The sequence below is a fragment of the Polaribacter sp. Z022 genome (genome assembly GCF_023555495.1).
In the GTDB taxonomy this organism is placed as follows: domain Bacteria; phylum Bacteroidota; class Bacteroidia; order Flavobacteriales; family Flavobacteriaceae; genus Polaribacter.
This window is the reverse complement of sequence record NZ_JALCZO010000002.1, coordinates 238,637-253,156: the sequence shown is the minus strand read 5'-3', so window position 1 is coordinate 253,156 and position 14,520 is coordinate 238,637. Positions and strand designations below refer to the sequence as shown.

The 14,520-nt window shown below is 28.8% G+C and carries 19 protein-coding genes; 14 read left to right on the top strand and 5 right to left on the bottom strand.

What is annotated here, in order from left to right:
- Position 1: 1 nt before the first annotated feature.
- The 3 genes from MPF13_RS04900 to MPF13_RS04890 form a co-directional block, all read right to left on the bottom strand.
- Positions 2–799, bottom strand: coding sequence for a DNA adenine methylase (locus MPF13_RS04900; protein ID WP_249981212.1), 798 nt, complete (start codon positions 797–799; stop codon positions 2–4).
- Positions 800–845: 46 nt separating this feature from the next.
- Complete coding sequence (locus MPF13_RS04895; RefSeq protein WP_249981211.1) at positions 846–1,313, bottom strand: JAB domain-containing protein; 468 nt, start codon at positions 1,311–1,313, stop codon at positions 846–848.
- A 68-nt stretch (positions 1,314–1,381) separates the two neighbouring features.
- Positions 1,382–2,560 carry a type IV secretory system conjugative DNA transfer family protein gene (locus MPF13_RS04890; RefSeq protein WP_249981210.1) on the bottom strand — a complete coding sequence of 393 codons (1,179 nt, stop codon included), beginning with the start codon at positions 2,558–2,560 and terminating at the stop codon, positions 1,382–1,384.
- 176 nt (positions 2,561–2,736) lie between these two features.
- Here MPF13_RS04890 and MPF13_RS04885 point away from each other — a divergent pair, with 176 nt between their 5' ends.
- The 11 genes from MPF13_RS04885 (at position 2,737) to MPF13_RS04835 (ending at position 10,100) form a co-directional block, all read left to right on the top strand.
- Positions 2,737–3,315: an ATPase gene (locus tag MPF13_RS04885; protein ID WP_249981209.1), complete on the top strand. Its 579-nt coding sequence runs from the start codon at positions 2,737–2,739 to the stop codon at positions 3,313–3,315.
- A complete protein-coding gene (locus MPF13_RS04880; protein WP_249981208.1) occupies positions 3,305–3,481 on the top strand; it encodes a hypothetical protein in 177 nt (58 codons plus the stop codon). The genes MPF13_RS04885 and MPF13_RS04880 overlap by 11 nt, the downstream gene beginning before the upstream one ends.
- Positions 3,482–3,656: 175 nt before the next feature.
- Positions 3,657–3,848, top strand: a complete 192-nt coding sequence (locus MPF13_RS04875) for a hypothetical protein (protein ID WP_249981207.1) — start codon at positions 3,657–3,659, stop codon at positions 3,846–3,848.
- 36 nt (positions 3,849–3,884) lie between these two features.
- Positions 3,885–4,181, top strand: coding sequence for a hypothetical protein (locus tag MPF13_RS04870; protein ID WP_249981206.1), 297 nt, complete (start codon positions 3,885–3,887; stop codon positions 4,179–4,181).
- Positions 4,174–4,935: a hypothetical protein gene (locus MPF13_RS04865; RefSeq protein WP_249981205.1), complete on the top strand. Its 762-nt coding sequence runs from the start codon at positions 4,174–4,176 to the stop codon at positions 4,933–4,935. The genes MPF13_RS04870 and MPF13_RS04865 overlap by 8 nt, the downstream gene beginning before the upstream one ends.
- Before the next feature lie 94 nt (positions 4,936–5,029).
- Entirely contained in the window at positions 5,030–5,974 is a 945-nt protein-coding gene (locus MPF13_RS04860) for a HamA C-terminal domain-containing protein (protein ID WP_249981204.1), read from the top strand.
- Positions 5,971–8,151, top strand: a complete 2,181-nt coding sequence (locus MPF13_RS04855) for a DEAD/DEAH box helicase (RefSeq protein WP_249981203.1) — start codon at positions 5,971–5,973, stop codon at positions 8,149–8,151. The genes MPF13_RS04860 and MPF13_RS04855 overlap by 4 nt, the downstream gene beginning before the upstream one ends.
- A gap of 72 nt (positions 8,152–8,223) precedes the next feature.
- The gene (locus MPF13_RS04850) at positions 8,224–8,472 is read left to right on the top strand and encodes a hypothetical protein (RefSeq protein ID WP_249981202.1); all 249 of its coding nucleotides are present in this window, start codon (positions 8,224–8,226) and stop codon (positions 8,470–8,472) included.
- Positions 8,469–9,365, top strand: a complete 897-nt coding sequence (locus tag MPF13_RS04845; RefSeq protein WP_249981201.1) for a hypothetical protein — start codon at positions 8,469–8,471, stop codon at positions 9,363–9,365. Before MPF13_RS04850 ends, MPF13_RS04845 begins: the two co-directional genes overlap by 4 nt.
- Positions 9,366–9,371: 6 nt before the next feature.
- The gene (locus tag MPF13_RS04840; RefSeq protein ID WP_249981200.1) at positions 9,372–9,950 is read left to right on the top strand and encodes a hypothetical protein; all 579 of its coding nucleotides are present in this window, start codon (positions 9,372–9,374) and stop codon (positions 9,948–9,950) included.
- Positions 9,951–9,953: 3 nt separating this feature from the next.
- Complete coding sequence (locus MPF13_RS04835; protein WP_249981199.1) at positions 9,954–10,100, top strand: hypothetical protein; 147 nt, start codon at positions 9,954–9,956, stop codon at positions 10,098–10,100.
- Between the two features lie 131 nt (positions 10,101–10,231).
- Here the strand turns inward: MPF13_RS04835 and MPF13_RS04830 are convergent, their stop codons facing one another.
- Positions 10,232–11,953, bottom strand: a complete 1,722-nt coding sequence (locus MPF13_RS04830) for a recombinase family protein (protein WP_249981198.1) — start codon at positions 11,951–11,953, stop codon at positions 10,232–10,234.
- A gap of 398 nt (positions 11,954–12,351) precedes the next feature.
- On the opposite strand from MPF13_RS04830, the gene MPF13_RS04825 reads away from it, so the two are divergent.
- From MPF13_RS04825 to MPF13_RS04815, 3 genes are all read left to right on the top strand, one after another.
- Complete coding sequence (locus tag MPF13_RS04825; RefSeq protein ID WP_249981197.1) at positions 12,352–12,801, top strand: replication protein; 450 nt, start codon at positions 12,352–12,354, stop codon at positions 12,799–12,801.
- Between the two features lie 582 nt (positions 12,802–13,383).
- Complete coding sequence (locus MPF13_RS04820) at positions 13,384–13,716, top strand: hypothetical protein (protein WP_249981196.1); 333 nt, start codon at positions 13,384–13,386, stop codon at positions 13,714–13,716.
- A gap of 113 nt (positions 13,717–13,829) precedes the next feature.
- The gene (locus tag MPF13_RS04815) at positions 13,830–14,207 is read left to right on the top strand and encodes a hypothetical protein (protein WP_249981195.1); all 378 of its coding nucleotides are present in this window, start codon (positions 13,830–13,832) and stop codon (positions 14,205–14,207) included.
- A 78-nt stretch (positions 14,208–14,285) separates the two neighbouring features.
- Here MPF13_RS04815 and MPF13_RS04810 read toward each other — a convergent pair whose 3' ends face one another.
- Positions 14,286–14,519, bottom strand: coding sequence for a DUF8108 domain-containing protein (locus tag MPF13_RS04810; RefSeq protein WP_249981194.1), 234 nt, complete (start codon positions 14,517–14,519; stop codon positions 14,286–14,288).
- Position 14,520: the final 1 nt, after the last annotated feature.

The following is a 14,520-nucleotide window of genomic DNA, read 5'->3' as shown; positions in this document are numbered from 1 at the left end:
ATTACTTAGGCTCGCTAAGCGAGTAGTTGGCAGTTAAGACTTCTATTTTACGTTTTCGTTTTTCTCCAGCTACACTTTTTTTAGCAGTTAAAGGCTTATCAAAGTGCTTTGTATACCATCCATTTTTTTTGATGTGTTTGGTCAAAATTTCAGAAGGGTAAGAACTCAATAAGAATTTACCTTTGATACTTCCAAGTGTTACAAGAAGTTCTTCAAAATGTGCTTCAGAATAACCATTATAAAAAGATTGGCAGGAATTAAAATACGGAGGATCGATATAGTGAAACGTATCCACAGAATCTCTTGCTTTAATTACCTTACAAGCATCGTTACATTCAATCTGTGTGTTTTCTAATCGTTTAAAAACATCGCTATTAAAATTCATTTTCTTGTTCAATAATTTCTTGGCTTGTTTTCCGTATTTATCATAACCCCAAGAACCAATGGCACAGCCAAAACCAAAATTTGTTCCTACATAAAATGCCCAGGCTTGTTGTTTTTTATTGAATAAATGGGGCATTCTGTAGATGGTCAAAGCCACATTATAGGTTGCTCTTGAAAAGGCAGTTGCTTGAATTCTTGTCTTCAACCATTCGAAATTAGTTTTTACTACTTCATAGAAATTTACCACCATATTATTGGTATCATTGATGATTTCAGATTCCACAGGTTCTTTTGCAAAGAAAATTGCACCACCACCAAAAAAAGCTTCTGTGTATATGGAATGTTTTGGAATGAGAGGAAGTATGGTGGAAACCATATTTTGTTTTCCTCCGTAGTAGGCAATGGGTGTTTTCATAAGATCAGTTGGGGAATTAGGAAGTAATAAAGTTGAAGGGGAAGAATTACATCATTCCTTCGTTTGCAAAGGATAAAAAAGATTCAGAAGTTATGATGAGATGATCTAAAAGTTTTACATCAAATAAAACGACTCCCTCTGCTATTTTATTAGTGATTTTTTCATCTTTTTTAGAAGGGATTAGTTTTCCTGACGGATGGTTATGTGCCACTATAATTTGTGAAGCATGTGTGAGTAATGTTAATTGGAGAATCTCTCGAATATTAACTGTAACTCCATGAACATCTCCACAATTAATGGTAGAAATTCCAAGAACACAATTTGCTCTTGATAAGAAGACTACCCAAAAGAATTCTTTAACATCGATTAGTTTTGGATTAATGTAGCTTCTTAAAATGGTATTTACATCTTGAGCAGTAGCAATAGTTTTCATTTCTGAAAATAAAGGTCGTTTGTAGTGAATTTCTATTTCACTGCAACCCATAAGGCGGGTTGATAGATTTGTTGATATCATTTTTTATTTATTTAAAGGTTCTTTAAAAAGAGTATGAAGCAAAAATGAAAAGCTATATATACAGGATGCTATAAGAAGATATCTGCATAGCGAAGTGTTCTCGCAGAAAAGGCAACTGATGCTTTCCCTAAAATGAATAAACGTAGGTAAATTTCGTAATTAGATAGATTGGTAAAATCGGAAGCTTCAAAAATTGGATGAAACTCTTTGGTAAAATAATTGGCATCAGAAAACCCCAGTCGAAAACAAATCGTTGTTCCAACATTTCCTAAAATAGCTTCTTTTAATTTCGGTTCGATCATAGATAAATGTTGGCAAGCGAGAATTAAACCAACTTTGAACTTGCGTAATTCAGAAAGCATGACTCCAATATTTGGAGTCATATAGGATGGGTATTCATCTAGATAAATGAAAAAAGGTTTTCGTATATTTTCAGGAAGCATCACTCTTGAGAAGGATGCAGATGCAAACGAGTTGATAAAAAGAGAAGACAGTAAAAAAGAAGCATCTTGACCAATATCACCTTTGGCAATTCGTAGAATACATATTTTTTGAGTATTCATTATTGTTCCTAATCGTAGTTCTTTTGTATTAGAAATAAGTATTTTTTTTACAGCAGGATGTGCTAAAAAAGCACCTATCTTATTAAAGATTGGAATCAGGTCATTGGGCTTGTAATTTTTAAATTCTTTTTGCCAAAAATTGCGAAGTTCATCACTCACCAAATTAGATATACAAGTATCACGATAGTCTGGGTCTTGTAAAATTCGGATGATATCTGAAAAATGAGCTGAAGGTTGATCTAATAAAGAAAGTAAAACATAGCGTAGAATATGTTCTAATTTTGGTCCCCAAGCACTACTCCACAACTTTTTTAAAGTATCTAAAATATGTGAAGCTACTAAAGAACGTTTTTCATATGGAACAGTTCGAAGTGGGTTGTATTTCCATTGTAAGTTTGAATCCGACAAATTAATATACACCAGATCTTTTTTTCTATTTTCTGGAATTTGTTTTAAAAGAGAGGTACTCATATCGCCATGGATATCTACTAAAAAAATACCACGATTAGAAACAATATCTTGTAAGATTAGTGTTTCAATCAGTGTGGTTTTTCCTGCTCCTGTTTTTCCAAAAATAGCCGTATGAAACAAGCGATCTTTTTGATATATACCAAATAGTTTTCGTTCTTCTCGAAAGTTCGTTTCTGCAAAATAACTGATGTTGGGGTTTAGAAAAGGAAACATACTCTGATTTTAAATCAGGTTTGGAATTACTTATATACAGGGATAATTTTAAAACCAAAATTGTTGTAATTAACTACCTCACAAAATCCATATCAAAAAATAATGATACATTGTGCTTTTAAGAAAATATTGTATGCTTATATTAAATTTAAAAACAACTTAATATAAATTAGTTCATGAAAAACATATATATTATTGCAGGACCAAATGGAGCAGGTAAAACAACTGCCTCCTATACCATATTGCCTGAAATTTTTAATTGTGATGAGTTTGTAAATGCTGATGAAATAGCAAAAGGGCTCTCTCCATTTAATCCTGATGCTGTAGCCATACAATCTGGCAGAATGATGTTACAGAGAATTCATGATTTATTAGCAAATAATAAATCTTTTGCTTTAGAAACAACACTTTCTACAAAAAGTTATACTTCCTTAATTAGAAAGGCAAAAAACAAAGGATACACCATTACACTTCTTTTCTTATCTTTGGACTCAATTGATTTAGCAATCAATAGGGTAAGTATTAGAGTGAAAGAGGGAGGGCATAATATTCCAATTGATGTAATTAAACGGAGATTTATCAAAGGGCTTAAAAACCTTTTTAATTTGTATATTCCTATTGTAGATAAATGGTTATTAATTAATAATTCTGAAAAAGAATTTAGAACTATTGCTCGAGGTTCTATTAATGGAACATTTTTTGTAGAAAATAAAAGTATTTGGCAACAACTTAAAAAAACATATAATGACAATTAAAGAAGAATTAACGGATTTAGAAACAAAAGTTTCAAAAGGACTTAAAATTGCACATGCAAAAATGGTTGAATTTAAAAAGTTTAAAAAAACACCAATTGTAGTTTCTAGCAATGGTAAAGTAATTGAGGTACAACCAGAAGATATAGCGTTAACATCTGAAAAATAAAAAATAGTTTATCTTATTAAATTTAATAAAAGAAACCGATAGCAGTCAAGCTATCGGTTTTTATGATTTATAATAAGTGTATTTCTAGGTTCAAAGGAGATAAAGATTTCCAAAATAACAACCAAGATATAAAATTCTCATTTTAAAAATTTTAAGACCTATATAAATATTGATTATGATTTTAATACAAATAAAAATACTATTGAAGAAAGTAGATCTATGCGTTCTACTTTATGATTCAAAAGTATTATCAGAATATGTAAAAAAGTATAATTGGAAAAAGGTTAAGAAAAAAACAATTACAGTAAATTATTCAAAAGAAGCTAAAAGAAATTTTAAAATTGAACTAACAAACATCAATTATTAATTATAAAACTTATATTTATGAAACAAAATACAAAAAATGGAAGAAAAAGAATTATACAAAAAAGTAATTTCTAATTTAAAAATTGAAAAGATTCACCCATTACATAAAGCTATTATGGAAGAGTGTTGTGAAAATGCAATTAATAATTCAGAAAAAATAGTAGATGAAAAAATGCTAATGTATGCTGTTCACGTTGCATTTATTACCTCTTTAAATGCTTTAATTGGTTCATTGAAAGGAGGTTTGAAGTTAGCTAATGAAATAACTTTAAATTATAGAAATCAACAATTTATTATAAATAAAAATTCTCCATTGCTTAAAAAAAATGACTAAAAGAAAAATGCAAATTGGTATTTGCCGATTGTGTAAAAAAGAAAAGAAATTAAGTTTTGAACACATTCCTCCTAGAGTAGCTTTCAATAAGAATACTCGATATTATTCAATATCTCATAGTGATTTTGCTAATCAAAGTTTCCTTGATTACAAACCTACAGGAAGGGTTCAGCAAGGGGGACTAGGTTACTATACTTTATGTCGAGATTGTAATAGCTTTTTAAACAACAATTATGTTCGCCCTTTTTCTAAGTGGGCTAATGTTGGTATGGATATTAATTTAAAATATGATTTTCAGTATATTGAATTTGAAGCAAACAACCAAAATCCGTTAAGAATTTTAAAGCAAATAGTATCTATGTTTATTTGTATGAATGATGTTTACTTTACTGAACTTTACCCCGAATTACTTGATTTTACTTTAGATGTAAAAAAAACAGAATTACCTGATAGATACAAGATATATCATTATCTTAATAACGAAGGACAAATTAGGACGTTGGGCTTAACTTTTACCAATATGTATGGCGCTGTTTGTGAACTTACATTTCCACCATTTGGCTATGTATTGAATATTGATAATGAAAATGAACTCAATCATCTAACTGAAATTACTGGTTGGAGGAACTATGAAGATTCTCGAAATCATTCGTTTACTATTGGACTTTATAGGTATCCAACTCACATACCAATACCTTTAGATTTTAGAAGTAAAGAAGAAATAAAAAATGCTATTAAGAAAAGTAGGTATTGAGTTAATAGATAATAGTCTGATATTTAAAATGTTTTGATGTTATTCTTTATATACCTATCTTTATCAATGAAAAAAACTGTTATATGATAAAGCTATGCCAACTCCTTTTAATTCCCAATCGATAATTTCTCATAAAATTGATGAAAATGAACTAAGTACTTTTTTTGTAGGGTTTGATATAGACGACAATAATGAAAGTGTCTATAGAATCAAACCTCTTATAAATAAACTTACTCAAGTAATCCACGAATTTGCATTTGGTTTCCATGATGGAGAGGAAACAAGTAATACAGAAACACTTCCTGTTTTAATTGAAGCTGCAAAATCTTTGTATAAAATTGATTCTTTTAAGAATGCCAGAGATATTTATTTAAATAATCAAGACGAAATTGAGGATGATATTGAAGATAAATTTTTAAGACGAGGGGAATTTGGAGAATTAATATTGCACTTATTATTAAGGGATTTCTATAATACAATACCGCTATTATCAAAAATACATTTTAAAGACACAAGAGGTCATGCTGTACATGGTTTTGATTCTGTACATATCCAACCCAGTAATAATAGTTTGTGGTTAGGAGAATCAAAATTATACAAGTCAGGTAAAAATGGAGTAAAGGCATTAGTTCAGGATATAAAAGAACATTTTAATACTGATTACTTAAATTCTGAATTTACACTCATATCTAAAAAGATTAAATACTTTGACAATATTCCTCAAAAAGATGAATGGCTGGATTTACTCTCGAAAGAAAATAAATTGATTAACCAACTAAGTGCTATAAATATTCCTTTATTATGTACTTATAATTCTGAATTATTAAGTGATTCAAGTGTTGATGAATTTTCACAAGATTTCATTGATATTTATACAAAGGAGATGAGAGAACTAAAAGCTTATTTTGATGAAAAAAATGATCATCCATTAAAATCTAGATTAAATATTATTCTCATACTATTTCCAGTAAAAGATAAAAAAGAACTAGTTAAAGGTCTTCATGAAAATTTAAGTAAAATTCAATCTTTAGATTTATGATAGATCAAATAATAGAAAAAATAGAATCATCTGAATATCTAACTAATGATGAAACTTTTGATATTTATAAAGAGTGTAGTGTACTTATTATCGAAAACAGACACGATGCAGAAAAGCTAATCATTAATATCTTAAACAATAAAAATAAATTTGATATTAAATACGAAGAAATTCTTACTGATTTAGTTGAGTCCGTTGGTTTTTACCCATACTTAGAAAAGGAGAATTTAAATCCAGTAACCACTGATGCTCAGATTAGAAAAAATTATTACCATTCAGATTACCTTAATAAGTATTTTCATGAAGAACAAAAGTACTTATTATCTCTCTTAAAATCTGAAAAAAATATTATTGTAAGTGCTCCAACAAGTTTCGGAAAAAGCTTACTTTTTGAGGAGATAATATCTTCTAATAAATATAGAAATATTATTATCATTCAACCAACACTTGCTTTATTGGATGAAACAAGAAGAAAATTGCTAAAGTATAATAGTGATTACAAAATAATAATAAGAACTTCACAAGAACCATCCTCAAAAAAAGGTAATATCTTTCTTTTTACCGCTGAACGAGTTAATGAATATAATCAGTTTCCTAATATTGATTTTTTTGTAATTGATGAATTTTATAAATTAAGTGGTCAAAGAGATGATGAAAGGTCATCATCATTAAATAATGCTTTCTATTATATTTTAAAAAAATACAATCCAAAATTTTACTTACTTGGGCCTAATATAGATGGAATAAGTGAAGGATTTGAACAAAAATATAATGCTATTTTTTATAAGAGTAATTATTCATTAGTTGATTCAAAAGAGATTAATATATATGAAAAATATAATGGTGAATTTGGTACAAGAGGGAAAAAGGCAGCATTTAAAGAAAATGTATTATTTGAATTATTAGATGAATTAAGGCATGAACAAACTATAATATATTGTTCTTCTCCCAATAGAGTTAGAGGTATTTCAAAAAAATTCGCTCAATATTTAAAAGATAAAAATCAAGTAAAAAGTGAAGTCAATTATCCATTAAAAGAATGGGTTGAGGAATATGTAACTAAGGATTGGAGTTTATTAAAATGTTTAAAATATGATATTGGAATTCATGATGGAGCATTACAAAAACATATTACAACATCAATTATAGATTATTTTAATGAAGATAAATTAAAATACTTGTTTTGTACAAGTACTATTATTGAGGGAGTAAATACTAGTGCGAAAAATATAATATATTTTGATTCAACTAAAGGAGGTAGTGATGTTGATTATTTTGATTATTCAAATATCAAGGGAAGAGCTGGGAGAATGATGGTTCACTTTGTTGGAAATATTTATAATTTTAATCCACCTCCAGTTAAGCAACAAATAATAATTGATATACCATTTTATCAACAAGATCCAATAAAAGATGAAGTTTTAATTCAAATCGATAAGTCAGAAGTTAAGAATCAAAATTCTAGTCAATTTAAAGGTATTGATGGTATTCCTAATGATGAAAAGGATATTATAAAAAGAAATGGTGTTAAGGTTCAAGGTCAAAAGAACATATTTGATACATTACGTTCAGACATAGAGAATCACTATGAATTAATTTCTTGGGATAATTTCCCCAAATATGAACAGTTAAAATATGTTTTTGATTTAGCTTGGAATAACTTGATAGTTGAGGGTGAGACTACTAGACCAATGACTGCAAAAAGATTAACTTTTATGACTTTTAATTATGGTTTAGAGCAAAATATAAATCAGTTAATAAATAGTAATTTTTCTTACCTAAGAGGTATGGCTTCAAATAATAATAAGTCTGACGTTGATTTATTGGACATAGCAATTCAGGGAGTTTTTCAAATTTTGAAACATTGGTTTCAGTATAAAGTACCCAAATGGTTATCAGTTATAAATGAAATTCAAAAATTTGTTTGTCAAGAAAAAGGATTAAGACCTGGTAATTATTCTTTTTATTCTAACCACATAGAAAATGATTTTTTACCTGAAAATTTATCCATTTTATCAGAATATGGAATACCAAGAAGTGCCATAAAAAAATTAGGGGTTAATATTCCAAAAGATATGAATCAAGACATAATTTTAGATTTCATCAAAGAAAATAAATTACACCTTTCTAAATCTTTATTAAAGTATGAAAAAAACAAAATAAAAATGAATTTATAGAAATAAATACCTAATTGTAGGTATTTATTTTAATGTGAAGTGTAATATTTTTATAAACTAAAAATTAGAATTATGTATTATAAAGTAACTCATTTTAAAAAAGCTTTAAAGGTAGAAGCTACAAAGCCTTATGGAGTAATTACAGTTTTTTTTGGTAGTAAAAAATCTATGTGGAAAAAACGACTTTCTCTGACTAAATTTAATGCATTAACGCATCTTCTTGAAAATGATGATGTTGGGTATAATCCACAAACAAAAATTTTTGAAACTCCTGTTGAAAAAAGTAAGTTCGTCGTAGCACCTAAAAGACCAATTGTATGAGAAAACTAATAATATTACTCGTAACATTTGTTATCTTTTGTTCTTGTAGCTCAACAAGAACATTAGATGTCCAAAAATTATCAAAAGGAACCGTAATAACTACTTACAAAGAAAATATTGCTTCAACTGAAACGGTACGTTTTCATGATATTTATATATATAAAGCAGAAAAAAATGTTGATGTGAAAATTAAAATCGAAGATGATAAAATAAGATTCAAACCCTTAAATTTAAAAGATTTTAAGCTTCTTGATTCAATCAAAACAAATATAGATTTTGATACTGATTCTGATGGCTTAAGACTCGCTGATAGATATGCTTTTACTAAAAATGGTCTAAAAGCAGAAGAGTTAATAAAAATTGGAAAAGGTCAATTTTATACTGATGCAAAGGAATTAAAATCAAATAATAAGTTTATAAAAACAAAAGCAATTAAATACACTACAAATAAACCTGTCTTTCAGACATTAACAATACCTTTTAAAATTAGAAGTGAAAAAGGGGGATTATCTAGTACTGTTTCAACTAATTTTAACGCAGGTATAGCTTATGGTTATCAATGGAATAAAACAAGTTTAACTCCTATTTATAACTCGTATAACAAAGGCCAAGTAAAAATGGCTGGATATGATAAGAGAACATTGTCATTTTCTCTTTCACCTTTTTTAGGTCTAACACCAGTTACACTAAAAGCTTCAAATACCAATAACACAATTACTGAAGAAAAATCTGTTTTAGGATTAAGTTTTGGAGGAGCAGGGGTTTTTACTATAAATAGAGTAAATATTGGACTTGCCCTAGGGTTTGATTACGGTTTAAATGATTCCAAAAATTGGGTTTATCAAGGAGAACTTTGGACTGGTATTGTGCTGGGATTAGATTTGATAAAATAACTATAGATGATTGAAGGGTTAACCAATATAGATTTCTACAAAGATAGATATGATAAAGAATTACAAATTAAGTTACATATTAGTACGCAAGTCAGATTGCCAATAACAATTCTTAGTTTGCTATTTGCAGGAGCATTTTATCTTATAAAAGAATATTCAAGTATACTTTTAAACTCTAATAAATTGGCTTTGCGTGTTTTTATACTTTTTCAATCTCTAATTCTTGTTGGATTTTTCTTAATGGCTATTATTAATCTTATCAAAATGTATGATAATGGATTTAAAAAATATAAATATCTACCATTATCAAATGTATTTTATGAAAGAGAAAAAATAATTTTCGATGAATATTCTAGTAAATTTAAAAATATTGATGCTTTAAATGATGATGAATATAAAAATGCAGTATTAGAATATTCTAAAAAATATTTTCAAACTGAATTAGTTGAATATTATGTTGAATGTTCTTCTCATAATCAAAAGTTAAATGAGAAAAGATTTAAATATTATTATGCCTCTCGGAGATTAATATTTGTGTGTTTAGGTATATTAATAATTTTATGGGCGACGTTAATAAATATTTAAAAAATGGAAAATAACAAGAAGCAAACAAAACCTAAGAAAAAAGTAAATTTAGATGAAATCCCAGTACAAATCCCCTCAAAACCTCCAGTACGAACATACTTAGAAATAAGTAAGGATATTAATAAAAATAGGACTTTAAAAAAAGGTTAAAAATAGAACTACGAATTGAGTTTTATAGTCTCTATGAAAGTTTAAGGGATTTTTAAATTGTCAGTTTATCAAGTTAAAAACAACCTAATTAGATTGTTTTTATATATAATATATACGCACGAAGTATAATATTAAGCTACTAAAAGTAGTTCTGAGGTTCGAACGAACTTAAGACGGGGGAGCACTCTCGAAGTCACCGCTTCAAAATCACTAAAATCGAGGTTTTCGCCCTTTAAAATTAGGCTTTTTTCAGGTTCGAACCCTGCTATTTTAGAACAATATAGACGATGCCATTCTTGAATGATCTCAGATCGATAATCCCTTATAAAATAAAGCGATTTGTCCTTTAATCTCAGGTTCGAACCAAATTTAGACAATACTTCTTTTTTCTTGTTATTGTCTCCGTTTTTAAAAATTTCAATCGCTTTAAAATTAAATTTCAATGTTTCTTTGGCTTGCTCACGCCAAGAAAAAGTAGCGATTTCTATATCTTTTAGTTTACTTTCTAATTCTTCCATTTGCTCATTTATTTGAGATTTAGTTGCCTTCATTTCATCAGCACTAATTTCATTATTTAACCGAAGAGTAATCAAACCATCCAGCCTCGTAGAAAGCTCTGTTTTACATTTTAACAAACTTTGTTTTAGTTTTTGAGTTTCTACTACATCTTCTTTTTCTGTAGCGTCTAAACAAGCAATCGCAAGATTGAAAAAATCTTCATCAATACAAATATCTTGTAAATATTTCATAATAATTTCAGTAAGCTTATCTTGTTCTATATAAGGCTGACTACATTTCTTTTTTCGCTTGGTACAGCGATAATACACCTTTTCTGTAATCGTAGGTTTTTTCATTTCTTGAATCGGTAACTCACAGGATTTGCAAGAAGTTCTGTTTTTAAAAGAAAACTTGGTATTACAACGAGTACATCTAATTTGTAGTTTATGCTCCGCTGTAATTGGAGAATCACATTCTCCACAAGAAAGGGGACCACGATACGGAAAATTATAAGAATTAACTCGAGTAGGCCTACCTTTATTTTTTAGGATTTCCTGCCCTTTTTTAAATTCTGAATAGGTTATCATTCTTTTGTGTTTCCCTTCTAATTGAGTTAAAATCCCTTCATTATTCCTCCAACTGAAATAACCAGCGTAAAATTCATTTTCAAATAATTTCGCAAAGGTGTTTAGTGCGTAAGGTTTTCCTTTTCGATTTACAAGTCCCATCTTTTTGGCTTCACGTTTTAAATCGGATACAGAATAATTTCCTTTGAGTAATAACTTCCACAATCGCTGTACGATCGAAAATCGTTTTGGATCTGGAATAATTTCATCTTCAAATTGTTTTCCTACGTTATGAATGTAACCAATTGGTAATACTGCACAAGGATACCATCCTCTTTCTGCTTTTTGTCGCATTCCTCGTTTAACATCTACTGACAAATCATTTGAGAATTGATTGGACATTCCGAACTCGATATACATCATAATTACATTGTCAGTAGGGAGATATTCTTTTCCATACGTCTGAATATGTTTAATGGTGTTTTTTTGTAATAAATCAATCACGATTCCTCCATCTATGGGATTCCGTGCTAAACGATTTAATTTCCAAGTTAATACTCCTTGAGCTTCGTTGTTTCGAATCCGTGCAATCATTTCATTAAAACCATTTCTTCCTGGTTCTTTGGCAGATTTTGATTCTGAAATAATGTCCACTATTTCAAGATTCAATTGTGTTGCTAGTTTTCTAGCTTCTGCAATCTGGTCTTCAATGGAGGCCATTTGTTTGTCATCAGATTCTGTAGACTTTCGTGCGTATATAAAATATTTTATGTCTTTTTTAGTATGCATAATTATGAGACTCAAAAAGGGACAAAGGAAGTATTTAAAGCGCTACACCGTAAATCATCCTTTGCCCCTTGTTGGGTTTAAATATTTTATAGTTTTCCTTTTACGGTGTAGCTTTATAAGTATATCATAGCAATGAAAATTGAAAAATCACCTATAAACCACATGAATTAATTGCATTAGATATAAGCCCAATTCTTCACTTTGTTGTAAACTGATTGTTTTTCCATACTTTTTTAAATACAAATCTTGAAACTGTTTGATTTGTTCGTCAGATAATTTTGTGGGAAGTAGTGCAGTCATTGATAAACATCTTATCGGAATGTTACACCTCTATAAATACAGGATATTGCTAAATGCCCTGTATATATAGGGTTAAGGAGATTTGTTATAGTTCTAAAATGTCATATACCAATGTTCCGAATTATATATTCGATCAGTATTTAAAAATTCTAAAACCTTCAGAAATGTGTATTCTGTTGGTAATTATCCGACAAACCTATGGCTGGTATGATAAGCGAACCAAAAGTTATAAAAAGCGAGATTGGATTGCACAGCGATTTTTTGAAGAAAAAACGAATTTATCTATACGCACCATTTCAAGTGGTATTGAAGGATTGCTTGAAAAAGGAATCATCACTGTTACCAATGAGCAAGGTCATTTATTAGTATCTGCTGAACAACGGAGAGTGTCTTCTAAAATTTTCTATGGATTAAAACGGAAAGAAGCAAAAATAACTAGGCTTCCTTTATATAAATCAAAGAAGAAAGCACATTTTTTAACAGATAGTGAACGTCATCGAGAGATTATGAGACAGAGAAATTTGCATAACCCCAATGAAAACTATTAAAAAAACACCTAAAAAGTGTTTTTTTATTGCAAAAGTTGCATAAGAAATTTACTTTTTCACTCCATATTTAAAAAAGCTATGCAGCTTTATCCTGATATCAATGCAAAATCTACACACAACAAAATAAACACTACAAAAGAAAAAGACAGAAAGAAAACAGAAATAAAATTAAGGTTTTATCAATGAAAAATAAAATTTAGGGATATATACCCATCAGAAAAAACTAAAAAAGTTAATTTATTACACGAAAAACTATTATTTATGAGGTATTTATGTAAAAAATCAAGAAAAAATTGAGTAAAAACAGGGTATAAGAATCAAATGAGGTAAGTTAAAAAATAAACAGAAATCAGTTCTGTAATTCCAATAAAAAAGAATAGAACTAATGGAATTATGAGAATAGAAAAAGAAAGATGTAAACATCTTTCACAAAATACAATCGTTGCATTCATCATAAATTAAAAAATAGAACTTTTAAGGAGTTCCAGTATATAAATGGTTTGTATTATTGATAAAATAGAAAAAGACACTACAGAAATTATTATACCTAACCCTGTAGTGTCTTAATCATATATGAACAAATTGAATAATTTACGAACAGTTCGTAAACAAGCAACCGTCACCCAAGCAGATATCTCACATCTGCTCGGTGGGGTTGATAGTACATTAATTCATCAGATAGAGGAAGGTAAACATTCCATCAACCTTACTATAATTTTAACATACATCTTCCTATTTGGCAAGTCTATGGTTGACTTATTCCCTAAAACTGTGGATATGTTGAAATATCAATTTAAGGAAAAATTACCAGAGCTATTAATTTCATTAGATGAATTAGAGCCTACTACTGATGTAAAAACGAGAATAAAATTCTTTGAAAACCTATTTGATAACTTGTTGAAAGAAGAACGATGAAAAAGGGCGAGAAAATAGTGTGCGCATTATTTCCAAATGCGCTAGGTGTTGGCTATGCGATTTTTGAGAACCCTAAAAAGCTTTTGTATCAACAGTTAGTTCGCATACGTCCTATGTGTTCTAGAAAAAGCAAAGCATTTATTGAAAAAATAATTGACGAGTTGCAGCCAGATGTAGTGATTTTAGAAGATCCAAGTGCTAAGAACTCTAGAAAACGAGAACGGGTTAGAAAACTCATCAAAGATGTTGTATTGACTTGTAATGATAAAGATATTAATGTATATCAATATTCTAGAGAACATATACAAAATGTTTTTGAGCAATTTGGAAAGACCACAAAATATGGAATTGCAGTTAGTATTTCAGAATGGTTTCCGAAACTCAAATCACAATTACCTAGACCTTGGAAACTTGGACATAGTGAACAGCACCACCAAGGAATGTTTGATGCAATTAGTTTAGGAATGACACATTATTACTTAAGGGATTAGAGCAATACTGAAATCTTACTCATAAAAAAACTGCCTAAAATATTTATTAGGCAGTTTTTTATTTAAAAATATTTTCCCTTATTTCAATATCTTTTTCTTTTCCTTTTTAGAAAAATGATACACAATATTTGGTATAAATGCCATCCAAAAAAAGAAAAAGGCTAATAAAATATGCACCGTAGTTGATGACGTATTTCGAGTTAATAAAAAATACTCTGGTGTTTCTTCCTTTAAATTCCAATCATTTGCTAGATACATTTTCATATCTTTAATTGCTTCTTCTCTTTTCTGAGTTTGTTCTTGGTTTTCCATA